The following is a 26288-nucleotide window of genomic DNA, read 5'->3' as shown; positions in this document are numbered from 1 at the left end:
TGGTGGCCTGACGGCCTAAAAGAGCCTTGTCTTCCTACTGGTAGGGAGACAAGGCTCTTTCTTGTGGTCGGACAGGCGCTTGATTGAGGACTAGTTACTCCTTGGGTTCTTTTTAGGGTTCTTGAGGGTATTTTGCATGTTCTTAGTTCTTGAGGGCACTTAACAGGGTTTTGTTGACAGGGTTCTTGACGCATTTTTTTTGATCGATAAAAGAGCCCGTCCACGGGTGAGGTGGGCGGGCTCTTTGTTCTTATTTTTTGACCAGTTGGCCTCGGGTGACGCCGAGTTGGTTGGTGGCGTTGAGGTTTTTCCAGACTTGGGTGCCGGTGATCTCGCCGCGCAGGGCTTGGCGATAGAGTTTGATCACTTCTTGGACACGACCGCCTTCTTCTTCGAGGAATTCGAGGCGGAAGCTCTGCACGCCGTAGGACAGGAATTCGGAGAGGAACTCCGCACCCGATTGGTCGATGGCGTTGTAGACGGTGTTGCGGCAGCCGGTGTCGACGCGGACCGGATGCTCCATGCCGACACGGTCTTTCAAGGAGACGCGCTGGTCTTCGCACGGACGGCCGCAGTTGGTGTAGTCGGTGCCTTCGGACAGGAAGGTGCAGTACACGCAATGCTCCGTATGGAACATCGGCATGTGCTGGTGGATGACCACCTCGACGTTGCTCGTGTCCGACTGGGACAGCAGGTCGACCATCTGCTCGGTGTTCAGGTCGTAGGACGCCGTCACGCGGGACAGGCCGCGCTCCAAGAACAGGTTGACCGCTTTGTGGTTGGCGAGGTTGAGCGAGAAGTCGCCGATCAGCTCAATCCCTTCCGGTCGCTCCTGCACAAAGTATTGCACCGCACCGGTGTTGCGCAGCAGTACGCCGTCCGGCTGATGTTTGATGATCTGGCGCAGGATGCCGATCTCGCCCGGCATCAGGATGCGCGGCGTGGCAAGGGCGATCTTTTTGCCGTGCTTGCGGGCGGTCTCCACCGCTTTCGGGTAGTCTTTGACAAACTCAAAGTCGGCGTAGATGTAGTCGACATCGGTCTGCCCCGCCGCTTCGATCTGCTCCAGCGAGCGGCACAGCGCGATCAGGCGCGCGTCGTTGCCGTCCACCGGCTCCGGGACATGCGCGTCTTCGTAGACGTCGATCTCCCGCTTGGTGTACTGCGGCGGTTGTTCACGCAGGTCCATCAATCGATCAGCCGCTTCCCGGCGCATCTTGTTCAGCTCAGACATCGGCACGATGACGTCGCCTTCCAGATCCATCGTGAGTTCACCGAGGTGGAGAACGGTGCCGCCCAGTCGGCCCAGTTGCTCGCTGAGGACCGTTTGGTCGAGCGGACGCTTCAGCGCGGCTTCGGCCGGTTTTTCCGAGTGCACGGTCACTTCGTGGCCGGTGCGCACATCTTTGAACGTGGCAACGAGCGGCTGACCGACGCTGCCGAACACGTGCACGTCGACCGGGAAGGTGTGGTACGGCTTTTCGGTGTCGTACGTTTTGCGCAGGCGGCGTTCCAACTCCGGGTCGGAGGTGCGCCACACTTTGTCGCCGACGTTGACGCGGCGCAGGTCGACGTCGTTGCGGCCCATGACGATCTCGTAGGTGCCTTGGTCGACCGAGCCTTCGATTTTATTGCCTTTGACGCGCAGGTCGTACACGCGGCCGCCCTCTTCGTCCTGTGTCGGGTCGCCCGCGTCAAACACGATGCCGTCCCCGCGCTTGAGCGGCGCGTTCAGCTCGACGAGCACCGCGTCGCGCAGGATCTTCTGCACGGTGCCGAGCAGGACGCCGCGCTTTTTCGGGAAGGTGCCGTCGACGAGCGTCTTGTTGTTCGTCCCGAGCAGGAAGCCCGGCGTGAAACCGCGCGAGAACGACTGCTCCAACTCCTGGATGTCGATGATGCTCGGGTCGTATTTCTCCCCGGCAAAGTAGGCATCGATCGCTTTGCGGTATTTGCTGACGACGTTGGCGACGTACTCGGCCGATTTCATCCGACCTTCGATCTTGAACGAGGTGACGCCCGCTTCGATCAGTTCCGGCACGATCTCCAGAGCGGCGAGGTCTTTGGGCGAGAGGACGTAGGCGATGTTGCCCATCTCTTTGTGCTCGCCGTCGACCATCATGTCATACGGCAGACGGCAAGCCTGCGCGCATTCCCCCCGGTTGGCCGAACGGCCGCCCCACATCTCCGAGGTCAGGCACTGGCCGGAGTAGGAGACGCACAGCGCGCCGTGGACGAATACTTCCAAAGGCAGTTGCGCCTGTTCGTGGATCTTTTGGATCTGCTTGAGGTTGTTCTCGCGGCCGAGGACGACCCGCTCCATGCCGTATTGCTTGGTAAACTCCACCGCTTCGGCAGAGGTGATCGTCATCTGCGTCGAGCCGTGGATCGGGAAGTCCGGCGAGATCTCGCGGACCATTTTCACGAGGCCGAGGTCTTGGACGATGATCGCGTCCACACCCGCGTCGATGCAGGCTTCGACCAGCTCTTTGGCGTCTTCCAGCTCGTTTTCAAAGACGAGGATGTTGAAGGTCAGAAACCCTTTTACCCCGTACAGGTGCAAAAATTTCATGATGTCCGGCAGTTCTTCCATCAGGAAGTTGTTCGCCCGGGCCCGTGCGTTAAATTTTTCAACGCCGAAAAAGACAGCGTTGGCTCCGTTGGCGACAGCAGCCCGCATCGCTTCCCAGTTGCCCGCCGGAGCGAGCAATTCGATGTCTTCGCGTCGCAGTTGTGTTTGTGCCATCTATAGAAAGTCTCCTTTTCCCTGTGTCATGTCATAAGTACCAAACTCTACTAGTATAATTCATTTCCCGTCATTCGTCCTACTTTCATTTTCCCCCGAATGCTCCTTGTCATTTCGTGAAAAGCTATCGTATAATAAAGCAAATCTTGACAATGCGTATCAGGCCGATGATGAGCATCCAACTCGGAGGCGTGTGCGACCGGGGTCTGTTTCTGGCAAGTCATTCCCTCTAAGTATACCGGGTACCGCCCGTTACAGCGGAACCAAAGCGGATCGCGTCTCGCCTGCGGGCAAGAAGCGGTCAAGTTGGGTGGCACCGCGAGACCTGAATCATACAGCGCTCCCTCGTCCCAATCAATGGACAGGGGCGCTTTTTGTATTTTTTCAGGAGAAAGGATGAAGAAAATCATGTTGGATATCCGATTTATTCGCGAACACGCCGATCAGGTACAAGAGGTGGCTCGCCACAAAGGCATCGAGGTCTCGATCCCCGAACTGCTCGCCGTGGACAACGAACGCCGCAGACTGCTGCTGGAGGTAGAAGGTCTGCGCATGCAGCGCAACACACTCTCGCAGGCGATGCCTGAACTGGCCAAGCAAGGTAAAAAAGACGAGATGGAAGCCAAAAAAGCGGAGGTGCGCGCCGTCAACGCCCGCCTGACGGAGTTGGAGGCGGAATTGCTGACGGTCGAAGCCGCGTATCGCGAGCTGATGCTGCTCGTCCCGAACATCATCTCGCCGGACACGCCGGTGGGTGGGTCGGATGAGGAAAACGTCGAGGTGCGCCGCGTCGGGGAACTGCCTGTGTTCGACTTTGAGATCCGCGATCATGTGACGCTCGGCGAGATGCACCGGCTGTTCGACCTGCCGCGCGGGGTCAAGGTCGGCGGCAGTCGCAATTATTACATGACCGGGATCGGTGTGTTTTTGCATCGCGCCGTGCAGCAACTCGCTCTCGATGTGTTGGCAGGACGCGGCTTTACGGCGATGGACGTGCCGCTGATGGTGCGGGAAGAGATGATGACCAACACCGGATTTTTCCCGTCGGGCCGGGAGCAGACGTACGAACTGCCCCGCGATGAAAAATGGCTGGTCGGCACGTCGGAGGTCGCGCTGGTCTCGTACTACAGCGGCGAGACGGTCGATGTGAGCGAGCCGATCCGCCTCGCAGGCGTCTCGAACTGCTTCCGCCGCGAAGCAGGATCGGCGGGACGCGACACGCGCGGGCTGTACCGCGTCCACCAGTTTGCGAAGGTGGAGCAGGTCGTGATCTGCAAAAACGACCCGGACGAGTCGGAGCGCCTGTTGCAAGAGATCACGCAAAATGCGGAAGACCTGCTGCAACTTTTAGAGGTCCCCTACCGCGTCGTTGCGGTCTGCACAGGCGATATCGGGCAAGGCGTATATAAAAAATACGACATCGAGACGTGGATGCCGAGCCGCGAGAGCTACGGCGAGACCAACTCGGCGTCGAACCTCTGGGAGTTCCAAGCCCGCCGCTCGAACATCCGCTACCGGGATGAGCAAGGCACTCTCCAGTATTGCCACACGCTGAACAACACAGCCGTCGCCACGCCGCGCATTCTGATCCCGCTGCTGGAAAATCACCAGCGCGAGGACGGGTCGATCTATATCCCGGTCGCGTTGCGGCCGTACATGAACGGGATGGAAGAGATCCGACCGGAATAAAAGAATGACAGAAAGCGAGCCGGAAAGAACAGGTCGATCCATTTCCCTGTGATCGTTCAGACTGGCAAAGAGTCGCAAACACGATAAAAAAGCGTACCTGTTTTTCTCACAGGTACGCTTTTTTACTGTTTTTCCTGCCCGCGATCCAGATACCCGCGCAACGACTCCCGCACGTGTCCGTCGCGCCCAACGGTGGTGTGTGCGGCGATCATGGAGTTCAGGATCGCCTCTTCTGTGCTTTCGGCAACGGCGCGGAATGCCGGGTCGAGATGTGAGTCATCGAGCATGTGCAAGGGGTGAACCGCCACACCTTCATGCTGCATCCGCTGTGCCGTTGAGAAACAGACCGCGATGTCGCCGCTGCCGTGGCCGATGTAGGAGCCGGTGCGAACAAGGCCGACCTCTGTTCGTTTGGCGAGGCGTTTCAACTGCCGCTCGCTGACGGGCAGGTCGGTGGCGACGATCAGGATGATCGAGCCTTTGTCCGGTTCGGGCCGGGTGGCTTGCTCGCGGTGCTCGATGATCCGGCGGCCGACGGGCTGGCCGTCGATGCGCAGGTCGTCGAGCCGTCCAAAATTGGAAAGGACGAGCACGCCGACGGTGTAGTCTTTTTCCGCGATGCTGATGACGCGGGAGGAAGTGCCGATGCCGCCTTTCAGCTGGTAGCAAGACATGCCCGTGCCTGCGCCAACCGCGCCTTCTGCCACGTCTTCGGACGCATTTGCAATCGCGGTGAAGACGTGCTCGGCTCGCACGTGCAGGCCGCGAATGTCGTTGAGGTACCCGTCGTTGCATTCGAGCACGAGCGGGTTGACGGTGCCGGCGGCGATGCCGATGTCTTCGTTTCGCGCCAGTTTGTACCGGACGAGCGCTTCGGAGACGGTGCCGACGGAGAGCGTGTTGGTCAGCAGGATCGGCGTTTCGATGGTGCCCAGTTCCTCGATCTGCACGAGGCCGGTCGATTTGCCAAATCCGTTGATGACGTGGTAGGCAGCCAGCACCTTTTCTCGAAAGACGTTGTCCCCATGCGGCAGGATCGCCGTGACGCCTGTCTTGACCGGGCCGTCGTCGAGGGTGACGTGGCCGACCCGGACGCCGGGCACGTCGGTGATCGCGTTGCGTGCGCCGGTTGGCAGGGTGCCAATAGGTATTTCGTAATCGCGCAGTCTTTTCTGATCAGTCATGGCAAACGATCTCCTGTTGCGTGTCCTGTTTCCTGTCCTGTTGCGTGGAAATCAACTCCTTTCCCTGATACGCGACGCCCTCCCGGTCCGGGAGCAGGACGCGGATCACGCTGTCGACGCCGTGGGCGGCAAACGCCCGTTGCATCTCCTGTCCGACGCGCAAGCAGGGTCCCTCGGTGAAGGCGATCATCGTCGGGCCCGCCCCCGAAAGCACGGTACCGAGCGCACCGGCACGATCGGCCGCCGCGATCACGTCCGGCATGCCGGGGATCAACGGCGAGCGATAGGGTTGGTGCAGCCGGTCGGCGAGTGCGGCGCTGAACTGTTCGAGGTCGCCTCGCATCAGGGCGGCGGTCATCAAGGCGACGTGCGCCGCATTGAAGATCGCGTCTTGTCGCGGCACGAGGCTTGGCAGCACCTCCCGCGACAGGGCGGTCGGCAGTTCAAACTCCGGGATCGCCGCGACCATCGCCAGCTCTGGCGGCGGGTCGAGGCGGACGGTGTGGAGCCGCCCCTTCGCCTCGGTCGTCAGCACGACGCCGCCGAACAGCGCCGGAGCGACGTTGTCGGGATGCCCTTCGATGTCGGCGGCGATGGCGAGCAACTCCAGCAGGGACAGCGGATCGCCGCACAGCCGGTTCGCCGCTGCCAGCCCGCCGACGACAGCCGCTGAAGAACTGCCGAGGCCGCGGGTGACAGGGATGTCATTTTTTAAATGAAAGGACAGCCCGCGCGGTGTGTAGCCGACCTCGCGGAACAGCCGGTGAGCGACCTGATAGACGAGGTTGCTCTCGTCCAGCGGGATCGTCTCCGCCCCCTCGCCTTCGACGGTGATGTGCAGGCCGCCGTCGGTTTCCTTTAAAAAGACTTCGTTGTACAGATCGACCGCCATCCCCATCAGGTCAAATCCCGGTCCGAGGTTGGCGGTGGTGGCGGGCACGCGGACGTGGACGTTCATCGGCGGTGACTCCAGATCTGATTTCGCACAGCCGCCATGTCCGCGTCGATCACCGGAAACTCACTGTCACAGACGGAGAGCGCGATATGGGCGTCTTTCAGCCCGTTGCCGGTCAGGACGCAGACGATGCGGGAACCCGGCTCGATCCGACCTTGCTTCAACCGCTTGATCACGCCAGCCAGCCCTGCCGCCGAAGCCGGCTCGCAGAAGACGCCCTCCTGCCGAGCCAGCATTTTGTACGCGGCGAGGATCTCCTCGTCGGTCACGCTGTCGATAACACCGCCCGAGTCGCGTGCTGCGTTGACCGCGCCTTGCCAGCTCGCCGGGTGGCCGATGCGGATCGCCGTCGCCACCGTCTCCGGGTCGGCGATCGGTTCGCCGCGCACGATGGCAGCCGCGCCTTCCGCTTCAAAGCCGATCATCTTCGGCAGTCTGTCAATGTCGCCCCGTTCGCGGGACTCGTAAAATCCTTTCCAGTAGGCGGTGATATTGCCTGCGTTGCCAACCGGGATCGCCAGGTAGTCGGGAGCCCCGCCGAGCTGGTCGATCACTTCGAAGGCGGCCGTCTTCTGCCCTTCGATGCGGTAGGGGTTGACCGAGTTGACCAGTGTCACCTGCGACGACTCCTCGGCGATCTCGCGGACGAGGGCGAGCGCTTGGTCAAAATTGCCCCGGATCGCCACCACTTCCGCCCCGTACATCATCGCCTGCGCCAGTTTGCCCAGTGCGATCTTGCCGTCCGGGATCAGCACCAGACAGCGCAGCCCCATCCGCGCCGCATACGCAGCGGCCGATGCGGAGGTGTTGCCGGTGGACGCGCAGATGATCGTCTCACTGCCCGCTTCGACAGCCTTTGCCACGGCGAGCACCATGCCCCGGTCTTTGAAAGACCCGGTCGGATTGAGCCCTTCGTATTTCAGATGGATCTCAAGGCCTAATTCCCGGGAAATACTTTCGGCAAAAATCAACGGCGTATTCCCCTCTTGCAACGACACCAACGGCGTTTGCTCGTTGATCGGCAAACGGTCACGGTAGGCGGCCAGCAAGCCCGGCCACAATTTCAGATTCATCTCCCCTTGCCTCCCTCTCTATCTCAGTACGCCCGCGAGCCGCAGTTCCGCGTGACCTTGCGCCATCTGCGGGCTGCGCAGCACCGCCAACAGGTCGCCGACCACCGCGCTGGCCGTCGGCATCATGCCGGCACCGCGACCGTAGAACATCGCTTCGCCGAGCGCCTCGCCGCGCACGTGGACGGCGTTGTACGAATCGTTGACAAGCGCCAACGGGTGATCGTTCGACAGCACCATCGGCCCGACCGACACCAGCACGTCTGCTCCGACGCGCTGCGCTCGGCCGATCAGTTTGATCACGCCGCCTTGTGCGCGGGCTGCGGCGATCTTCTCCTGCGTGATCTTCTCGATCCCCTGTATTGCCACGTCGGCGAGGGCCACCGGGCGATGGAACGCGATGGAGGCGAGGATCGCCATTTTACGAGCGGCATCAAGGCCGGACACGTCCGCATACGGATCGGCCTCCGCATAGCCGAGCATCTGCGCCTCCGCCAGCACTTCGTCGTAGGACGCGCCTTCCCCCGTCATTTTCGACAGGATGTAGTTGGTCGTGCCGTTTACGATGCCCATCACCTCGACGATCTGATCGGCCGCCATCGACTGCCGCAGAGCCCGCAGGATCGGGATCGCGCCCGCCACCGCCGCTTCGTAATGCAGTTCCACGCCGTTTTCTTCGGCGATGCGGGACAGTTCGGCTCCGTGCAGCGCGATTAAATCTTTATTCGCAGTCACAACGTGTTTCCCCTGTTCGAGCGCGGCGAGGACGATCTGTTTGGTCTCCTCTTCGCCGCCCATCACCTCGATGATGATGTCGATCTCCGGGTCTTGGATGATCTCCGCGACGTTTTGCGTCAGCCGCTCGCGGGGCACGTCGACCGCCCGCTGTTTGTCCAGATCACGCACGAGGATCTTGGTGATCTCAACGTCGTTGCCGCTGCGCTCCAACAACGCCTCCGGGTGATTCTCCAACATTTTCACAACGCCGGACCCGACGGTGCCGAGCCCGAGCAGTCCGATTTTCACCACTGGATGTCTGTTCATGTCTGTCCACTCCTCTGTTCAAATCCATCGACGCGCACCCTTTTCGTGTTCACTGTTTATGGATTTGTGTTTTTGTATGTTGGACAGTATACGCTGAATTGATGCACAATTCAATAGTTTTTTTGTAAAAAAAAAAGCGTCCTCCAGATGGAGAACGCGGCCGGTCATTGCTTTTTGGCTTGCATCTTTTCGGGCAACGCTTGGAAGAACCGCTCGGCGATCCGTTCGTAGCCCGCTTCATTGGGATGGAAATGGTCGGGGGAGAGAAACTTGCCAACGTTCCATTGGAAGATATCGAACGTCGGGATAACTTTGACATTCGGCATCGTCTGCGCCGTTTGGATGAGGTTGGCGTTCCACTCGCTGAGCAGCTTCTGGATCAACGGTTGGTCTTCAAAGACACCTTCGAACGGGTTGTACAACCCGAGCACGAGGATCGAGGCTTCCGGGTTGTGTTGTCGCACCGTCTGCAGGATCTGGCCCAGATTTTTCGTATACTGCGCCTGCGCCTCGCGGATCGCCGCTTCCGGGATGGCGCTGGTCGAGAAGATCTTGCCGACGCCGCCGATCGAGTGCGTGACGTCGTTGCCGCCGATGGAGATCGTGATCAACTGGGCGGTTTGGATCGCTTCTTTGATCCCGCCCGAGTCGAGCGAGGCGGCCAGTTCGGTCGATTCGAGACCGGAGATGCCGAGATTTTGCAGGTGAACCGTGCGGCCGTTTGCTTCGAGCTTATCTTTAAGGAAGCCGACATAGCCTTTGCCGGTCGTGTCGCCGACGCCTTTGGTCAGCGAATCGCCCAGAGCGACGATGCGATACGGCTCGTTGGCGGCCGGTGCTGCGGCTGCCGCTTCCTTTGCTTCTACTTGCCCTACGGGCGCGTTGCTCGCCACTTCGCCCTTCGGTCCGGTGACAGCCATCAAAAAGCCGCCGCCCAGCACGCAGATGGAGACGAGTGCAACCGTTGCCACTGAAATCCAGAGTGCAGATGAACTTTTTTTACGCATGGAGCGATGCACCTCCTGATCTATAGTGTATCATAGAGAGATGAAGTAGGTATAACTTTCGTATAACCCCAGTATAACCATATCGAGGAGGAAGAGACAGTGCCATCCAACAAACGCCCCGCCGCTCTGTCTGTGCGCGGCTTGCAAAAGGCAATCGGCGGCCGCACCATCGTCGAGGATATCACGTTTGATGTCTGCGAAGGCGAAGTGTTCGGCTTCCTCGGCCCGAACGGCGCCGGCAAGACCACGACGATCCGAATGATCGTCGGATTGATCAAGCCGACGAACGGCCAGGTGCAGATCGGCGGCTTCGACCTGCGTCAAAACTTTATTGAAGCGATGCGCTGCGTCGGTTGTATCGTCGAAAACCCGGAGCTGTACAAATACATGACAGGCTGGCAAAATCTTGAACATTTTGCCAACATGCTCGGCGATGTCACCGATGAGCGGATCGAAGAGGTCGTCCGCCTCGTCAAATTGGAAAACCGTGTGCACGACAAAGTGCGGACGTACTCGCTCGGGATGCGCCAACGCCTCGGCATCGCCCAAGCGCTGCTAGGGCGTCCGAAACTGCTGATCCTCGACGAGCCGACCAACGGTCTCGACCCGGCCGGCATTCGCGAGCTGCGCGAGTTTATCCGCAAACTGGCCCGCGAGGAGGGGCTGGCCGTCTTTGTCTCCTCACACCTGCTGAGCGAGGTGCAGATGATGTGCGACCGCATCGCGATCATCGGCAATGGCAAGATCCTGCGCGTCGCCACCGTCGAAGAGATCGTGCAGTCGGAGATCAACCGCATCGAGTGGACGGTCGAGCCCCGCGAACTTGCCGTCCGGGTGATCGAGGAGGAGGTCGGCGACGGCCGGGTCGATCTGCTCGGTGTCAACAAAGTGGTCGCCACCTTGAACCAAGCGCAGACCGCCCACGTCAACGAGCGGTTGATCGCCGCCGGGGTCAAGCTGTACAGCGTGCAGTTGCAAGGGCAGCTCGAAGAGCTGTTCCTGGAGATCACAGGAGGTGACTCCATTGCGTAACCTGCTTGGACTCGTCGAAAACGAAACGCTGAAAGTGGTGCGCAAAAAGCGCTTCCTCGTCGTGCTCTTGATCCTGCTCGTGCTGATCCCGCTGTTCGCCTACGGGCAGCAGACGCAGCAAGAGCGATTGAAAGCCAAGGTCGGTATCAACGACTGGCGCATTCAGCTCCAACAACAGATCACCGACACGGAACGCCGTCTGCAATCGGCCTCGCTGTCGGACGAATACAAGAAAGTGCTGACGATGCAAAAGGAACAAAACCGCTACTACCTCGACCGGGGCATCAACCCGGCTGAGACCGGCGCTTCGACGTTTACCCGCGTCTTCATGCAGTTCGGCTCGCAGTTGTTCATGCCGCTTTTGATCATCGTCGTCGCCGCCGACATCGTCTCCACCGAACACACCGACGGCACGGTGAAACTGTTGCTGACTCGCCCGGTCAAGCGGTGGAAGATTCTGCTCAGCAAATACATCACCCTGCTGCTCTTCACGGGCTTGACCGTGATGGCGATGGGCGTGTTTTCCTATCTGATCTCCGGCTTGTTCTTTGGCTACAAAGGCTGGGACGCGCCAATGTTCACCGGCTTTTCCATGTCGGGCGGCGGCATCGACACTTCCGCCGTGCAGATGATCCCGCAGTGGAAACTCGTGCTGATGAACTACGGCCTCGGCTTTGTCGCTGCGATCACCGTCGCCACGCTGTCGTTTATGGTCTCTGTGCTGATCCGCTCCACCGCAGCCGGGATGGGCGTGATGATGGCGGTGCTGATCGGCGGCACGATCTTGGTGCAGATGGCGTCCGATTTCCCGTTGTCAAAATATCTGTTCGTCACGCACCTGCGGCTGACCGACTATATCAACGGCACGCCGCTGCCGATCCCCGATCTGACCCTGCCGTTCTCGCTGGCGATGCTGGGCCTCTGGTCTCTGGGGGCGTTGATCGTCGCCTTTGTGACGTTCTCCCGCCGCGATGTATTGGCGTAAGCAGTAAGCAAGGCATAAAAAGAAAGCCCTGACGAGTATATCGTCGGGGCTTTTGCTCGTTTTGTTACAAGTATGGGCGCCTAGGATACCCGAGGCGACACGTTGGCGGACAAAGCGTGGCGGATCGCTGCAGCGACGCCGGCCGGGTCCCTCTCCGCCGTGACGAGGTCCGCCCGCTCGCGGACGCTTTGCGGAGCCCAGCCCATCGCGACGCCGACACCCGCCCACTCGATCATCGGCAGGTCGTTCGTCGAATCGCCGATCGCCATCACTTGCTCGCGGGGCACGCCCCACTTCGCGCACAGGGCGGCCAACGCCTCGCCTTTGTTGCTCTGCGGGTGCAGGTACATCAATTCCGGCACCCCGTCCGCGTAGACGACCCGGCGGCTCAGCCAACCGTCGCCCGCCTGCGGGAATTTCTTCAGAAGCAATTCGACCTCCCGCTCCCCTTTGGTAAAGATTTGGTAAGGGGCCTGACGGATATGGCGGTGCAGGTCCGGGGCATACTTCAATTCATATTGCCCCTTCGCAAAAATAGGGTCGCGGGGCAGATTGTTCCACAGTTCGGAACCGACGTACACCCGCAAGGCAATCGCTTGCTCGTTGGCATATGCGATCACCTCTTTGGCGAGTTCCAAAGGAATGGTGCGCCCCCACAGTTCTTTGCCGGTCACGCCGTCAATCATCTGTGCGCCGGACGACACGATGGCCGGGGTGTCGAGATCCAGGGCGCGATACAGACTCTCTGTGCGGTACCACCCTCTGGCAGTCGCAAATACAATGCGCACCCCCGCTTCACGAGCGGTGCGGATCATCTGGAGATTCTCTTCCGGAATCTGTTGATCGGGCGCGATCAACGTATCGTCGAGATCCATCGCAATCACACGGATCATCGCTGTCCCTCCTCCCAACTTTCCCCTGTTTCGGGATTTCATTATAACACGGGTTTTGTAAGAGGAACACGAATTCGATTAAAAATATCATGAAATTTCGACAAGTCTGAAAAAAGGTAGTTTAATAGATACTGGGAAAAAAGTGTTTCCGAGGCAGACCCAATGTGTTATACTCTTGGCAAATAGTATGACTTAAACATTGGCGGAATCGTGACATTTTCCCAAAATCTGTTGCACCAATGATGTGCATATGCTTAATATGGTACTAACATGTTTCCTCAGACCCAACTGGAAAGGAACTGAAACCCGCATGACCACCAAAACGATCACCCCGGAACTCCAACAAATTTTAGATACAGTTAAAGTTCACCGCAACCTGTCTGTGCCGCTCCTTGTCGAAACGGCGACCCAAAAAGGCGAGGGCCTTCTGACCTCGACCGGCGCGCTGAGCGTCACGACCGGCAAATATACCGGCCGCTCTCCGAAGGATAAATTTATCGTCCGCGATGAAACGACGGAGAACCAAGTCCATTGGGGTCCGGTCAACCAACCGTTCGATCCGGAAAAATTCGACAAACTGTACACCAAAGTGCTCGACTACCTGAAGACCAAAGAAGAGCTGTACGTGTTTGACGGTTTTGCAGGCTCTGACACCGAGTACCGTCTGCCGATCCGCGTGATCAACGAGTTCTCCTGGCAGAACCTGTTCGTTCATCAGCTGTTCATCCGTCCGAACGCAGAAGAATTGCAAGCGCATACGCCGCAGTTCACCGTCATCGGCGTACCGGGCTGCGTGGCCGACCCGGCTGTCGACGGCACCAACTCCGAGACGTTCATCATCTGCTCCTTTGAAAAGCGCGTCATCCTGATCGGCGGCACGCACTACGCAGGCGAGATGAAAAAATCGATCTTCTCCGTGATGAACTACCTGCTCCCGCAAAAAGGGGTCATGCCGATGCACTGCTCGGCCAACATCGGCGAAAAAGGCGACGTCGCGCTGTTCTTCGGTCTGTCCGGCACCGGCAAGACCACGCTGTCGGCCGACCCGAACCGCCGTCTGATCGGCGACGACGAGCACGGCTGGACAGACAACGGCGTGTTCAACTTTGAAGGCGGTTGCTACGCGAAGGCGATCCGCCTGACCGAAGCGAACGAGCCGGAGATCTGGAACGCGATCAAGTTCGGCGCGGTGCTGGAAAACGTCCTCGTGGACCGCGAGTCCCGCCTGCCGGACTACGACAGCGACCAGCTGACGGAAAACACCCGCGCGGCGTATCCGATCGACTACATCCCGGGCGCAGTCCTGCCGAGCCTCGGCGGCAACCCGGAAGTGATCGTCTTCCTGACGGCCGACGCGTTTGGCGTCCTGCCTCCGATCGCAAAGCTGACCAAGGAACAGGCGATGTACTACTTCCTGTCCGGCTACACCTCGAAGCTCGCAGGCACCGAGCGCGGCATCACCGAGCCGGAAGCGACGTTCTCCACCTGCTTTGGCGCACCGTTCCTGCCGCTGGCACCGACCGTCTACGCCGAGCTGCTCGGCGAGAAGATCACCAAGCACAACGCCAAAGTCTATCTCGTCAACACCGGCTGGACCGGCGGCGCGTACGGCACCGGCTCGCGCATGAAGCTGTCCTACACCCGCGCAATGGTCACCGCTGCGATTGAAAACCGCCTCGACAGCGCGGAGTTCGTCACCGACGAGATCTTCGGCCTCGCGATCCCGACCGCAGTGGAAGGCGTCCCGGCTGACGTCCTCAACCCGCGCAACACCTGGGAAAACAAAGACGCTTACGATGCCCAAGCCCGCGATCTGGCTTCCCGCTTCGTGAAAAACTTCGAGAAGTTTGACAGCGTCTCGGACGAGATCAAGAGCGCAGCACCGCGCGTGTAAGAGAAATCAATGAACACCAGAAGCACCGGACCTGAAAAGGATTCCGGTGCTTTTTTACTTCCCTCTTTTTACTTTTCCTTTCCTCGCTACTGTTTTTATTATAAGATAGGTAAATAAGTGAAATCGAAAGGGGCTCTCTTTTCATGGCCAAGTCTTTTATGCGCGACGGCAACTTTTTACGCTTTTACCTCGCGACCGTCTGTTCGGCGCTGGGGGATGCCGCGCTGCTGATCTTGCTGGCGTGGTTTGTCGTCGACATCACCGGGTCGGAAGGGATGCTCGGCATCACGTTGCTGTTGATCTCTCTGCCGCGCCTGTTCTTTATGTTGATCGGCGGCGTGGCGGCCGACCGGTTGAACCGAAAATGGATACTCATCCTGTCTGCGTCAATCCGCGGCGGGATCATGATCTTGTTCGCGCTGTTCCTGACACGGGCGTTGCCTGAAAATGTGATGTATGGATTGTTCCCGATGGCGGTGATCTTTGGCGTCGTCGATGCGTTCTTCTGGCCGGCGCGCTCGTCGAGCATGCCGTTCGTGGTCAAACAAAGCGACCTCGCCCGCGCCAACGGCCTGCTGGAGACGTCTCTGCAGCTCTCGTCCGTCTTTGGCATGATGCTGGCGTCGCAGTTGTTCCTGCTCGACAACTACTCGCTGATGTTCAGCGTGATCGGCTCCTTCTTCCTCGTGGCGACGGTGTTGCTCCTCCCGCTGCGCTTCCGTCAAGACGAGCAGACGGACGGAGCCGCCCCGCCCGAGGCGAAAAAGCAATCGGCATTCGCCGATATCGTGGAAGGCATTCGCTATGCGCTCTCCATCCGCACGGTCGCGCTGATCCTGCTCACCGCTCTGTTTGCCAACGTGATGATTATGGGACCGTTGCAGATCGGATTGCCGTCGCTGGTCAAATCGCTCGGGTTTGACGGCACGGAGTACGGTTTCCTCGAAGCGACGATCTCCATCGGTGCGCTGATCGGCGGTTTGATCGTCGCTTGGCAAAAGGCGTTTCGCGGGCGACTGCGCATCGTCTCGCTGTTTATCGCCGTCTTTGGCATCGCCTTCGCGTTTATCGGCTCGATGCAGACGATGTCCTACGGCCTGACGGTGATGTTCGTCCTCGGCCTGTCGATGGCGATGTTCAACATCCCGGTACTCACCTACATGCAGACCGTCACCGAACGGCACATGCTCGGCCGGGTGATGTCACTCTTGTCCTTGATGTCGTTCGGGATCACGCCGATCTCCTACGCCCTCGCCTCGTTCCTGTTGGAAAACGGCGTGCTGACCGCGCCGATGCTGTTCTACATCGGCGGCATCGGCATGGCGCTGCTCGGCCCGGTCACCTTCGCCGTCCGCGAATTCCGCAACTCGGAAAAACACCCCCGCTGGGTGCAAGCGGCGGCCAGCGAAGCGCAATAAGAAAAAGCTCTCTGCCTTTTCACGGCAGAGAGCTTTTTCATTGGTTCACCGATCCGTGTCGCGCATCATCGTCTTTAACTCCGCCAACGAGTAGAACGTCCCTCGCCAGTAGATGCCCCCGCGACGCAGTGTCAAAAACGTCGAGCGGAACAGCACGTACACGAACAGCAACGCGGTCACCGGCAGCAACCACACTTCCACGCCGCGATACCGGCTCAGTTTGCGCACATAGCCGACGTACAGCAAGATCATGATCGCCACCGATACGATGTACGCGCCCCGCACCCAGCCGGTCGTCAGCCAGACCCCGAGAAACGGCCAGACGAAACACAACACTTGTCCGGCTGTAGCGGCAAACACCTGCCACAATTGATATTTCAATCCGGCAAACAGATTTTTCTCCAGCCCGATCAGCGCCGCTTTCAAACTCGGGTACCACTCAACCGACAGCAGTTCCATGCCGACGGCCACCCGTTGCCGCAGTCCGGCTCGTTTCACGCGCATGCCGAGTTCCAGATCATCATCCGGCCGCAGGGCGATGGCGCGGTGCGTGCCGATCTGTTCATACGCGGATCGACTGAGCATGTTGAACGCGCCCACGCCCATGCCAAGGCTTGTCTGCTCGTCGTCGTTCGGTCGCCACATCGGTTTGAGGATGCCGAGCGAGAACAGGAAAAAGTGGACAAACGCCCGCAACAGCGGCGATTTGGCGACCATCACCGGCAGGGTGGTCAGATGGTCGGCCTGCTCGTTCAGAAAATAGTGCACCGTCGAACGCAGCGCATCTTTGTGAAACCGCACGTCCGCATCGGTGAACAGCAGGATGTCCCCTTTTGCGGCCTGTGCCGCCATATAGAGCGCGTGGTTTTTCCCCAGCCATCCGGGCGGCAACTCCTTGATGTGCACGACCTCCACCGCCGCCGGCAGCCCTTGCTCGGCCGCCCACCGCTTGACCGACTCCATCTCCTCGCCGGTGCGGTCCTCCGAGCGGTCGTTGACGGCGATCAGCTCCATTTTGCTGTACGACTGCCCGAGCAGATCGCGCATCGTCGCCGCAATCGACTCCTCTTCCTCCTTTGCCGCCACCAGCACCGATACGAGCGGCTCCTCCGGCAACCGGTCGGACCGCACGTCCACCCGGGGAATCTTCGGCAGCCCGAACGCATGCATCACAGCCATCGCCGCCCAATAGCCGAGCACGACGACAGCCGGGATCACGATCCAGATACTCATCTTTCCACCCACCTTCATACAAAAACGCCTTTCCTTTTTTCTACAGGAAAAAAGGAAAGCGCGCAAGCCGTTCCTGTCTTACAGTTTCGGTCGCAGCACCCGAAACCCCCGCAAGAGCAGCGTGCACAGCGGCGTTCCGATCAGCAACAAGGCGGCGGTGCCGGTCAGCAGGGCCACCGCCCCGTAGCGTTCCCCGATGGGGCCTGCCGCCAGATAGGCGCACAGGGAGGCGATGCGCAGCATCGAGTTGGTCATCGAATACACCCGGCCGCGAATCTCATTGGGCGTGGTCTCCGCATAGAAGGCGGACACGGGCGTCATCGCACCGCTCGCGCCAAAGCCTGCGATCAAGAACAGGAAGAAGAGCGAGACCTGCCCCGGCTCGGTCTGGACCAGCAGCAGCATGGTGCCTTGCAACATCAGTCCGCCCACGATCAGCCAACGGCGCTGCAGACGCTTTTCAAACGTGCCGATCAACAGCGTGCCGGAGATCACCCCGACCGCCATCGCCGCAATCACCAGCGAGTACATCCGGTCGCCCGCTGTACCGGTCATCGCCAGCGTCGTTTTGACATAGAGCAGAGAGCCGATCAAGACGAGCGCCTGCACCGCCGCTTTCAGCAGGTTGATCGACGTGATGTAGCGCATCACAGGATGAGTCACGAGAAATTTGGCTCCGACCTGCACCATCTGCGCAAACGTGTCGGCCGCCGATTCGGTCTTCTTTTCCCCGCGCGCAGCCCCGTCCGGGAAGCGCATCGCCAGCGCCATCGCAACGCAGACAAGAAATGTCAGCGCGTCCAACAAAAAGACGGGACGCGGTCCGCCGCTCAGAGACAGCAACCCGGCCGCCAGAAAGGGACCGATCACCTGCACCGTTTGAAAGGTCGTGTGGGACAGGCCGATCGCTTTGACATACAGTTCCTTGTCGAGCAACTCCGGGATGATCGCCGAGCGCACCGGCGTGTTGATCGTCGCCATCGTCTGCATCAAAAAGGCGATGACATAGATCATCCAGATCTGATCGATAAAAAAGACGGACGAGATCAGCACCGCCCGGATCGCGTCGGTTGCGATCAATAATTTTTTGCGGTCCACCCGGTCGATAAACACGCCCGCAATCGGGCCGATCAAGATCCACGGGATCGCTTCGATCACAAAGGTGAGCGTCAGTTCGGTCACCGAGTTGGTCAACTCAAACACCAGCAGCGGCATCGCAACCAATGAAACCGCATCCCCGATCTGCGAGATCGTCTGTCCAAACCACAACAGCAGATAGTTGCGGTTTCGAAAGACCTGCCGAAACCCTTTCCCACTCATTCATTCCCCTCCTTACATCGATAATGATTATTATACAAGAAAAAGGAGGAAAAGACTGTCAATTTTTTGACAGTCTTTTCTCCTCCTTGCTTTTCAGATGTACGCGAGTTCTTACCACTCGGACACGACGCGGCTCGTGACCACGCGGGTCAGGCGCTTCGGAGCGAGGGTCGTGGTTTCGGTCACTTTTTCAGCGTCCAGCACCACTTCTACCGTTTCTTCAACGGTCTCTTGAGTTTCCGTTACGTTCGTGATGTTTTCCATTAATTTCACCCCCTTTCAATGGCAATGCGGCATCCATTGAAGCTACGACTGCAATTCGATGTGTTTTAACGGGAGCACCGCCGCTTTGTTCAAACGAGCCCCTTTTACGCCCTCGTCGATCATCACAAAGTGCGAGTCGTAGCAGAGCGGGATGGTGGCCATCTCCTCGATCAAGATCTGTTCGGCGCGCAGGTAGTGCTGCGTACGCGTCTCCGGGTCCCGCTCCTCGAGAGTGCGGAGCATCAGTTCGTCAAACTCCGCGTTGGAATAACCCGGCGTGTTAAACGGATGATCGGTCGCCAGCGGGATCAGGAACGCGCCCGGGTCGGGGACGTCGGCATGCCACGTCTCGTACAGCAGCTCGTAGTTGCGCCATTCGAGATGGCGCACATAGTCCCCCCATTTCAGCCGCTTGCACGCGACGGTGATGCCCAGCACCCGCTTCAGATCGCGGATCAGAAAGTTGACCATCACTTCTTGGTAGTCATGGTCAAAGATCGTCAAGGTCAGTTCCGGAAACCCGCGCCCGTCCGGGTATCCTGCTTCGGCGAGCAACCGTCGGGCCTCCGCCTCATCTTCCCGCACCAGACCGCGACACTCCGGGTAGCCGCGCATGTGGTGCGGCACGAGCGCGTCGGCCACATGAATGTGCGGCACCACGTAGTCGATGATGTTGCGGCGGGTGATCGCCAGCGAGATCGCTTTGCGCACCCGCACATCGTCGAGCGGTTTGACGCTGAAGTTGGGCGTCATCACGATGGTGCCGTAGACGGGAGCCGGTTGCAGTTCCGGGTCCTCCTTGAGCTCTTGGTAGCGCATGACCGGTCCGTGATTGAGAAAATAGTGGAACCGTCTTCCTTCCGGCGAATACCGGGTCTTGAACACCCGCAGCCGTTCGTCCGCATCCATGATCGGGATGTAGACCGCCTGATCGATCCCTACAGAAGAGCAGTCCCAATAGTAGGGGTTGCGCTCCAGCACGACAATCGACGGATGCTTGATCCCTTTCTTGCTCACTTCCTTCATCCGAAACGGGCCGGAGGAGACGAGGTGCTCGGGTGCATACCCGTGCCGCTCTGCCGCCTTTTGAGAAACGATGGCGAACGGCGGCGTGGCGAGGTGGTCGAGAAATCCGTGCAACGGCTGAGACAGCTCGATCCGCACCGTGCGCGGCTCCGGCCCCTCCGTCACCTGCAATTCGCTCCCTTGAAACTCGCCGAGCCGGCCGATGGAATAGATCACATCGTCTGTCATCACCGGGTCTCCGTTGGAAAAGCGCGTGTTGATCCGCAGATGAAAGAGATAGACCTGACCTGGCACGAGCTCCTGCCACTCATCGGCGATGCCAGGCTGCGGCTGCAAGGTCTGCGGATCTTGTGTGACCAAACCTTCAAAGAGATTGGACACGACGTTGCGCGTCACCAGATCAAACGACTCAGCCGGGTTGAACGTCAACGGCGGGACTTGAGTCAAAAAGTGCAACGTTTTCAATTCTCGGTCGGGGATCAGTTCTTCCCACCACTGCAACTCCATGAACGGTCACGCCTTTCTATACAAGTTCGTACAACTGAATCGCGTCGGGGTCGCGCCCCTCTTCGATCCGTTTCTCGATGCGTTCGTTGAGCCACTGTTGCCCGGCTCCGGGCGTGAGGAAATACACCAGATTGACATAGAACAACCAGCCGGCTTGCGTCAGCGTGTACCGGTCGCCGCCGTCTGCCACGAGCCCTTTTTGCACCGCCTCTGCCAACCTCTGCCGCGTTTCATCCGGCACGCGCGCCCACTCGATGCGGTCTTTTTCCAACACGCCGCGATACGGGAAATAGACGATCCCTTTTTCCGGGCAGTCTTTGTTGCCGAGCGTCAAGGCGGAGAGCAGCGCCCCTTCTTTTTGCAATTCATCGATGTACTCATCGAGCGAGCTCGGGTTAAACGTGTTGAAATCTCCCGCTTGCGTGACGGCGCTCGCACCAAATCCGATCACTTCGTCGGTGCTGTAGCCGTAGAGTACATCGTGGTATTGGAACACCGGATCGCGGTCGAGCAGCACCCGCCCGGTGCGCTCTTTGCGGTCGCGGGTGTAGCTGTAGCCGTTGATCGGAATGTACCCTTTGGCCCGCATGTATTCGTCGAGGAACATGCGATAGCCGATCTTGGTCGCCGGTGAGAGCGGCTCCAACCCCCGCTCTTTGAATTGGCGATGCATCTTCAGCGAGGCCGACATGTAGTTGAGCGGGTAAAAATCGACCGTCGTCGTGCCGAGGGCGATCGCTGCATCCGCCTCCGCCATCAGATCGTCCAAGCTCTGACCGGCCAGGCCAAAGATGATGTCGATGTTGACGTACGCAAACGTATCCGTCGCCCACTTGGCGACCTGTCGCACCTGTTCCGGCGTCGAGGTGATGTTGAAGATCTCGCGGTAGACCGGGTGGAAGGTCTGCACCCCGAAACTGACCCGATTGACGCCGATCTTCTTCATCGCCTGCAGTTTCTCCGGCGTCACGCTCTTCACTTCCAGCTCAAACGTAAACTCTTTCAACTCCGAGAGATCAAAGTGGTCCCGCAAAGCCGCCCCAAAGCGGCGGATCTGCTCGGCGGTGAGCACCGACGGGGTGCCGCCGCCGACGGCGATGATGTCGACCGGCACTTTGCCGATGCCGAGGTATTGCGACTTCCACTTCATCTCGGCGATCATTGCATCCACATACTGATCGACCCGTTCCAGATAGGTGTAGTTGGTCAGGCGGTAGAACGGGCAAAACGTGCAGAGCGTATCGCAAAACGGCACATGAAAATACAAGGCGCGCCGGCCGCGATTCTCTTTGACCGTCTTCAGGGTGAGCAATGCTTGATGGGTGTCGACCACTTCGTCTTCGTCGGACGGAAACGGATAGTACCAGTTGTAGACGGGCAGTTGCTGATCAAATTTCAACAGGGTATCCCGGTCGTTCAGATTGAGATTAAGCATGTTTGATGCTCCCATCACCGTTGGTTGTGTGCACAGGCTCCCAATGCTCCGGGAAGTAAACCGGCAGACCTTCCCGTTCAAAGTTCCGATATTGTTCCTCGTTCAGCTCATACGTCGCGAGGTGGCCTTTTTTGTTCTCGTGCAGGAAATACCGCTCGCCCGGCATCACGACCACTTGCTCCAAGAAATTGTGCGGCACTTCGTCCGGCAGGTAGATCGATCCTTTGAAAAGAACGCGTCCTTCAAAGCCGGCTTTGGAGACGAAGACGATCGATTGGTCATAGCGCAGGCAGGAGACGAGGTCGTACGCATGCTGCTCGCCGGCGATGGCGATCAGGTCTTCCTCGGTGATCTTGACGTCGAGCGAGTCGCGCTGCGCCGGGGTCAGCGTCGTCACCTGATCTTTGAAGAAGGCGTACACATCGAGCGGAGCCAGTTCCAGCTCGTTGAGCAGATAGTGCATCGTGTACGGATATTTGAACAGACACATCGTATAGAAGTCGACGATGTTCGAATAGTCGCCTTCTTTCAGATAGGACTTGGAATAATCGAGGAAATAGAAGTTGGCGTAGATGAAGGGATTTTTCTCGACTTCGCGCTTGTGCTTGTCGTACAGGAAATACACCATCGATGTATTGACATTGTCCCAGTCGAGCACCAGTTTTTCCGAATTGCGCATCAGGCGGGTACCTGTGTACGGAGAGAGCAGGTTGATAAACGAACGCCAAGCTCCGACCACTTTGCAGGCAAACGCGAGTTTGATCGTCGCTTCGATATCCGGCTTTTCCTCCTCCGGAAATCCGAGGATGAACGAGGTCGTCGGCAGGATGCCGTTTTCCAGGCAATGGCGCAGCGTCTGGTGGATCATCGAGACTTTGAGCCGTTTGCCCATCGTTTTTTGAATGTGCTCCGAGGCGCTCTCCACGCCGAAGAAGATATAGTTGCAACCGGCCGCGCCGACGATCTGCGCGGTCTTCTCATCGAGCGTGTCGATGCGGGAGGAGAAGCCCCAGTTGATGTTCAAGCCGCGGGAGACGATCTGATCGGCGATCCCGTGGATGTACGGTTTGTTGGAGGACAGGTTGTCATGCAGCAGATTGAAGTGGGTCACGCCATACGTTTTGTGCAGATATTCGATCTCGTCGACGACGCGCTCCGCCCCCATCACGCGGTATTTGCGCTCCCAGACGATGCTGGTCGAGCAAAACGAGCAGTCGAACGGACAGCCGGACCCGGCATAGACCTGCATGTAGATGTCCTCCGCATTGTCGATGTACGAGCGCATGTCGACCAGATCGTACGCCGGACGCGGCGAGAGCGTGATGTCTTTCATCAACGGTCGCGGGCCGTTGCTGACCGGCGCCCCGGCTTCGTCCCGGTAGTGGACGCCGAGGATGCCTTCGAGTGAGTGGCCGTACTCGACGGCCGACAGCAGCTCCGGGAACGTGATCTCCCCTTCCCCGACGACGCAGGTGTCGACCGACGGGAAGCTCTCCAACGTCTCCACCGGGCACAAGGAGACGTGCGGGCCGCCAAACGTGATGTGAACGTGCGGCGCGCGCCGCTTGATCTCGTTGGCGAGATCGACGGCGAGGACGTAGTTGGAGCACATCGAGGTGATGCCGACGAGGTCCGGGTTGTGGCTGAGGATGTCTTCGGCGGCGCGGGCGGCAAAGTCTTCGGCGATCCAAGACGGGTCGATCTCCTTGAGGTAGTCGTAGTCGCAGATCACCGGGTAGTGGCCGACATCGCGGATCGCAGACGCCAGGATGAGCAAGTTCAACGGGTAGCCGTTAAACACGTTGGATGAGAGCAGGGGTCGAACCAGACAAACTTTCACGAGGGTCCCTCATTTCTCTATGGATTGTGCGGTGCACGGCGAACGGCGGGCTCGGAGGCGCAACAGTCTGCGCAACGCCATCCCTTGCCGCAGCACGTTCAAGTTCTCGATCTGATCGAGGATCGCGGCAGCTTCCGATTCCCGTCCGGCCAGCCACGCGTGCCACGCGATCAGATAGCGCCGATACCCTTCATATCCGATCTCGAGGATCTTCTCTTGATTCATCCGAAACACCCGCGGTGTGTCGGCAAACACCGATTCCAGCCGGGCAGCCAGCGGACGCGGCGCTTGCGGCGCACAGTAGACCAGCGGAGACACGGCACCGTCGTGCAGACCCGGCCCGTAGTAGTGCGTCGGATCGGCTGCCCGCTGCCACTGCTCGGCGAACGGCGTGCCAGGGTACACCCGCACCCCCACGTTGTAGTAAAACGTGAAGCCGCGCGCCGCTTCCTCTTTCATCCTCTGCACCGCGCAGGCCAGCGTCTCTTCGCTCTCCCCCGGCCCGCCGAGCAAGACGCCCGCGTAAAACTGCGTCTGCCGAAGATACGGGGCAAATCCGTCCAGCAACTGAGCGATGTCATCTTCCCGAAAATTTTTATGGTAGCTTTTCAGCATCGAATCGTGGAAATGGTCGAGGGCAAATTTAAACCGGTAGAGACCCGAGCGCGACAAAAGCGGGATCGCCGCCGTGTCAAACGGCTTGACGTTGAGATACGCCGTCCAGAGCAGGTGACCGTCCAATCCCCGGCGCACGATCTCGTCGGCGAGGTCGGTCAGCCGCGAAAAAGGGACATTGGCTTCCGAATCGGCAAGGTGAAACACCTGCAGGCCATAGTGGCGCCTGGCAAACTCCATCTCGTCGACCACTTCGCCCACCTGCCGCCAGCTCATCTGTTTGCGGTTGACCGACTCGACGCAGTAGGAACAGCCCAGCGCGCACCCCTGTGCCCCGCGCACCGGTTCCGGGAGCCAATCCCGCTTGTTGAGCAGCGTGTACGGCAGCGTGCGGCGGATGCGCGGGGTCTGTTGCAACTCCCGCGTCCGGCTCCCATCGCGGCGGGCAAATGTGTCACCCGTTCGCCATACCGCTCCCGGCAGAGTGGACCAGACGCGTTCAAATTCCGCTCGCCACCCGCCGCTCCTCTCAAGCGGCGACCAATCCGCGCAGAGTTGATCGATCGCCAGGTCTGCCGCGCCGATGATGCCGTAGTCGAGCTGAAACTGATTCAAAAATCGTTCCGGCGCTGTGCCGAACGCCGCACCGCCGACGATCACCGGCCCGTCAAACTCGCCCAGCACCTGCAACAACTGCGTCACGCCGCCGACCAGATCGTGCGTGTCGATCGACTGCGGATCACCTTCCAGGCGATGCACGATCAAGGCATCGTCGATGTTTCGAAACGATACACCGATCAGATCGGGACGAGTGCGTCGGATCGCCTCCAAGAGCCCGGCTTGCGGATCGAGGGATTCAAGGTACGGATTGACAAAATGCGTTTGAAAGCCGCGGCGTTTGGCTATGCCGTCCAAGATGTCGAGTCCGTACGGCCCTGCGATCAAATCGATATATGGGTTGGCAAACACCCAGAGGATGCGCCCTTTTGCTTGTTTCGGCGGTCCTTGCAGGTCGAACAAGATGCGGTCGCGAGCCAGAAGTTGCTCCGTCATTGACATCGTGAGGGTGCCGTCTGTGCACAATCGGCCGCTCCTGCCTGGCTGCTCCTGCGTCGCTGTCCGTCCCAGCACCAACTGGGCGAGGGCGGTGCCGATCACGTCGAGGTCGATAGCGGTGACGAAGAGACTGTTGTGCCAATCGGACTCAAATCCGCCGTCCGCGCCGATCAGGAATCTGTCCGTCGGCATACCGGCACGGTGCAGCGTCCGGCAGCAGATCACTTGCAACGCACCTTTGCGGGTATGACTCCACGCGGTCTCCGAACGGATCGAATCCTCGATGATTTCCACCGCCGGTGCGCATGCAGCAGGAATCACGTTCCAACTCAGTTGCACGCCGACGGAGGCCCACGCCTTCGTCAAACTCTCGGACAAGGCGAACGGCTCGGCGGTGATCACGTCGATATCCAGTTGATAAGTGATGTTCATCTCCTGCGGCATGTTTCACCTCTCTGCTCCCTTTCATTAGTAACCCTTCACAAGACCCGCATCCACCTTGATCTTATTCACAGGGACAAAAAAAAGACCACTTCACCTGCCTGTTCGGAACATGAACAGGAGGAAGTGGTCGACAGAGAAACTAAGCAGGAAGCGGACCCGATCAGTACGAGATCAGCGCCGCCATCAACAGACCGGTCGCAATGCTCAGACGCGAGGCGAACAGACCGACGGAGACGTTGCCTTTCGGGATCTCCGAGATGACGCGGAACGGCGTGACCAGTTCGAAGACGTAAAACACCAGCACCTGTGCGACGATGCCGATGGCACCCCAGATCAGCAGGTCGGTGACACCGAGCGAGTGGTAGATCGCCGAAGCGAGCACCAGCGCAAGGCCGATGATCTTGCCGCCGAGATCGTGCGCCGCCGCTTTGGCAGCCGCTTGTTTTTGCGGGTCGCCCGATTCGGCGCCCCCGTCGCGGATCAGTTTAAACTCGCTGTACGGCGTCGTGATCGCAAACACAAAAATCCCGAACCCCATCAGCGGCAACGTCACCCCGAGGTAGATCAAAAAGTTAAAAATGCTCTCCCATTGCGAAGCCATATTTCCATTCCCCTTTCCCTTAGCGGAACT

20 protein-coding genes are annotated in these 26288 nt (G+C 59.3%); 5 read left to right on the top strand and 15 right to left on the bottom strand.

The genetic code is table 11. The features are described from left to right. Nucleotides 1-250: 250 nt before the first annotated feature. Nucleotides 251-2746 (bottom strand): DUF3656 domain-containing U32 family peptidase, encoded by a 2496-nt coding sequence (locus OS242_RS13025; RefSeq protein WP_267152126.1) that lies wholly within the window; start codon nt 2744-2746, stop codon nt 251-253. Nucleotides 2747-3154: 408 nt separating this feature from the next. Here OS242_RS13025 and serS point away from each other — a divergent pair, with 408 nt between their 5' ends. Further along, complete coding sequence (gene serS, locus OS242_RS13020; RefSeq protein ID WP_267152218.1) at nt 3155-4435, top strand: serine--tRNA ligase; 1281 nt, start codon at nt 3155-3157, stop codon at nt 4433-4435. A gap of 122 nt (nt 4436-4557) precedes the next feature. Here serS and OS242_RS13015 read toward each other — a convergent pair whose 3' ends face one another. From OS242_RS13015 to OS242_RS12995, 5 genes are all read right to left on the bottom strand, one after another. Further along, nucleotides 4558-5619, bottom strand: coding sequence for a DmpA family aminopeptidase (locus tag OS242_RS13015; RefSeq protein WP_267152125.1), 1062 nt, complete (start codon nt 5617-5619; stop codon nt 4558-4560). Continuing rightward, a complete protein-coding gene (gene thrB / locus OS242_RS13010; protein ID WP_267152124.1) occupies nt 5612-6577 on the bottom strand; it encodes a homoserine kinase in 966 nt (321 codons plus the stop codon). Before thrB ends, OS242_RS13015 begins: the two co-directional genes overlap by 8 nt. Next, nucleotides 6574-7647: a threonine synthase gene (gene thrC, locus OS242_RS13005; protein WP_267152123.1), complete on the bottom strand. Its 1074-nt coding sequence runs from the start codon at nt 7645-7647 to the stop codon at nt 6574-6576. The genes thrB and thrC overlap by 4 nt, the downstream gene beginning before the upstream one ends. A gap of 18 nt (nt 7648-7665) precedes the next feature. Beyond that, nucleotides 7666-8688 (bottom strand): homoserine dehydrogenase, encoded by a 1023-nt coding sequence (locus tag OS242_RS13000; protein WP_267152122.1) that lies wholly within the window; start codon nt 8686-8688, stop codon nt 7666-7668. A 164-nt stretch (nt 8689-8852) separates the two neighbouring features. Beyond that, the gene (locus OS242_RS12995) at nt 8853-9695 is read right to left on the bottom strand and encodes a GDSL-type esterase/lipase family protein (protein WP_267152121.1); all 843 of its coding nucleotides are present in this window, start codon (nt 9693-9695) and stop codon (nt 8853-8855) included. A 99-nt stretch (nt 9696-9794) separates the two neighbouring features. On the opposite strand from OS242_RS12995, the gene OS242_RS12990 reads away from it, so the two are divergent. After that, nucleotides 9795-10727, top strand: coding sequence for an ABC transporter ATP-binding protein (locus OS242_RS12990; RefSeq protein ID WP_267152120.1), 933 nt, complete (start codon nt 9795-9797; stop codon nt 10725-10727). A gap of 1 nt (nt 10728) precedes the next feature. After that, nucleotides 10729-11712, top strand: a complete 984-nt coding sequence (locus OS242_RS12985) for an ABC transporter permease (RefSeq protein WP_267152217.1) — start codon at nt 10729-10731, stop codon at nt 11710-11712. An 80-nt stretch (nt 11713-11792) separates the two neighbouring features. On the opposite strand, the gene OS242_RS12980 is transcribed toward OS242_RS12985, so the two are convergent. Next, complete coding sequence (locus tag OS242_RS12980; RefSeq protein ID WP_267152119.1) at nt 11793-12605, bottom strand: Cof-type HAD-IIB family hydrolase; 813 nt, start codon at nt 12603-12605, stop codon at nt 11793-11795. A 310-nt stretch (nt 12606-12915) separates the two neighbouring features. Here OS242_RS12980 and pckA point away from each other — a divergent pair, with 310 nt between their 5' ends. Together pckA and OS242_RS12970 are read left to right on the top strand one after the other, a co-directional pair. After that, on the top strand, nt 12916-14499 hold the full coding sequence (gene pckA / locus OS242_RS12975; protein WP_267152118.1) for a phosphoenolpyruvate carboxykinase (ATP): 1584 nt from the start codon (nt 12916-12918) through the stop codon (nt 14497-14499). Nucleotides 14500-14642: 143 nt separating this feature from the next. Further along, on the top strand, nt 14643-15917 hold the full coding sequence (locus OS242_RS12970) for an MFS transporter (RefSeq protein ID WP_267152117.1): 1275 nt from the start codon (nt 14643-14645) through the stop codon (nt 15915-15917). A 45-nt stretch (nt 15918-15962) separates the two neighbouring features. Here the strand turns inward: OS242_RS12970 and OS242_RS12965 are convergent, their stop codons facing one another. The 8 genes from OS242_RS12965 to OS242_RS12930 form a co-directional block, all read right to left on the bottom strand. Beyond that, on the bottom strand, nt 15963-17150 hold the full coding sequence (locus OS242_RS12965) for a glycosyltransferase (protein ID WP_267152116.1): 1188 nt from the start codon (nt 17148-17150) through the stop codon (nt 15963-15965). A gap of 78 nt (nt 17151-17228) precedes the next feature. Continuing rightward, on the bottom strand, nt 17229-18470 hold the full coding sequence (locus OS242_RS12960) for an MFS transporter (protein ID WP_267152115.1): 1242 nt from the start codon (nt 18468-18470) through the stop codon (nt 17229-17231). Between the two features lie 111 nt (nt 18471-18581). Continuing rightward, nucleotides 18582-18734 carry a hypothetical protein gene (locus tag OS242_RS12955; RefSeq protein WP_267152114.1) on the bottom strand — a complete coding sequence of 51 codons (153 nt, stop codon included), beginning with the start codon at nt 18732-18734 and terminating at the stop codon, nt 18582-18584. Between the two features lie 42 nt (nt 18735-18776). After that, entirely contained in the window at nt 18777-20267 is a 1491-nt protein-coding gene (locus OS242_RS12950) for a peptide ABC transporter substrate-binding protein (protein WP_267152113.1), read from the bottom strand. A gap of 16 nt (nt 20268-20283) precedes the next feature. Continuing rightward, a complete protein-coding gene (locus OS242_RS12945) occupies nt 20284-21702 on the bottom strand; it encodes a coproporphyrinogen-III oxidase family protein (protein WP_267152112.1) in 1419 nt (472 codons plus the stop codon). Further along, the gene (locus tag OS242_RS12940; RefSeq protein ID WP_267152111.1) at nt 21695-23542 is read right to left on the bottom strand and encodes a B12-binding domain-containing radical SAM protein; all 1848 of its coding nucleotides are present in this window, start codon (nt 23540-23542) and stop codon (nt 21695-21697) included. The genes OS242_RS12945 and OS242_RS12940 overlap by 8 nt, the downstream gene beginning before the upstream one ends. 9 nt (nt 23543-23551) lie before the next feature. Then, nucleotides 23552-25657 carry a B12-binding domain-containing radical SAM protein gene (locus tag OS242_RS12935; protein ID WP_267152110.1) on the bottom strand — a complete coding sequence of 702 codons (2106 nt, stop codon included), beginning with the start codon at nt 25655-25657 and terminating at the stop codon, nt 23552-23554. A 160-nt stretch (nt 25658-25817) separates the two neighbouring features. After that, a complete protein-coding gene (locus OS242_RS12930; RefSeq protein ID WP_267152109.1) occupies nt 25818-26258 on the bottom strand; it encodes a DUF350 domain-containing protein in 441 nt (146 codons plus the stop codon). Between the last annotated feature and the right edge of the window lie 30 nt (nt 26259-26288).

Origin of the sequence: Tumebacillus lacus (assembly GCF_026410385.1) — a bacterium.
GTDB lineage: Bacteria > Bacillota > Bacilli > Tumebacillales > Tumebacillaceae > Tumebacillus > Tumebacillus lacus.
This window is presented reverse-complemented; position numbering and strand designations above follow the sequence as displayed.

Coding starts and splice junctions, on each gene's coding strand:
- OS242_RS13025 (WP_267152126.1), bottom strand. CDS start 2,746: ATGGCACAAACACAACTGCGACGCGAAGACATCGAATTGCTCGCTCCG.
- serS (WP_267152218.1), top strand. CDS start 3,155: ATGTTGGATATCCGATTTATTCGCGAACACGCCGATCAGGTACAAGAG.
- OS242_RS13015 (WP_267152125.1), bottom strand. CDS start 5,619: ATGACTGATCAGAAAAGACTGCGCGATTACGAAATACCTATTGGCACC.
- thrB (WP_267152124.1), bottom strand. CDS start 6,577: ATGAACGTCCACGTCCGCGTGCCCGCCACCACCGCCAACCTCGGACCG.
- thrC (WP_267152123.1), bottom strand. CDS start 7,647: ATGAATCTGAAATTGTGGCCGGGCTTGCTGGCCGCCTACCGTGACCGT.
- OS242_RS13000 (WP_267152122.1), bottom strand. CDS start 8,688: ATGAACAGACATCCAGTGGTGAAAATCGGACTGCTCGGGCTCGGCACC.
- OS242_RS12995 (WP_267152121.1), bottom strand. CDS start 9,695: ATGCGTAAAAAAAGTTCATCTGCACTCTGGATTTCAGTGGCAACGGTT.
- OS242_RS12980 (WP_267152119.1), bottom strand. CDS start 12,605: ATGATCCGTGTGATTGCGATGGATCTCGACGATACGTTGATCGCGCCC.
- pckA (WP_267152118.1), top strand. CDS start 12,916: ATGACCACCAAAACGATCACCCCGGAACTCCAACAAATTTTAGATACA.
- OS242_RS12970 (WP_267152117.1), top strand. CDS start 14,643: ATGGCCAAGTCTTTTATGCGCGACGGCAACTTTTTACGCTTTTACCTC.
- OS242_RS12965 (WP_267152116.1), bottom strand. CDS start 17,150: ATGAGTATCTGGATCGTGATCCCGGCTGTCGTCGTGCTCGGCTATTGG.
- OS242_RS12960 (WP_267152115.1), bottom strand. CDS start 18,470: ATGAGTGGGAAAGGGTTTCGGCAGGTCTTTCGAAACCGCAACTATCTG.
- OS242_RS12955 (WP_267152114.1), bottom strand. CDS start 18,734: ATGGAAAACATCACGAACGTAACGGAAACTCAAGAGACCGTTGAAGAA.
- OS242_RS12950 (WP_267152113.1), bottom strand. CDS start 20,267: ATGGAGTTGCAGTGGTGGGAAGAACTGATCCCCGACCGAGAATTGAAA.
- OS242_RS12945 (WP_267152112.1), bottom strand. CDS start 21,702: ATGCTTAATCTCAATCTGAACGACCGGGATACCCTGTTGAAATTTGAT.
- OS242_RS12935 (WP_267152110.1), bottom strand. CDS start 25,657: ATGCCGCAGGAGATGAACATCACTTATCAACTGGATATCGACGTGATC.
- OS242_RS12930 (WP_267152109.1), bottom strand. CDS start 26,258: ATGGCTTCGCAATGGGAGAGCATTTTTAACTTTTTGATCTACCTCGGG.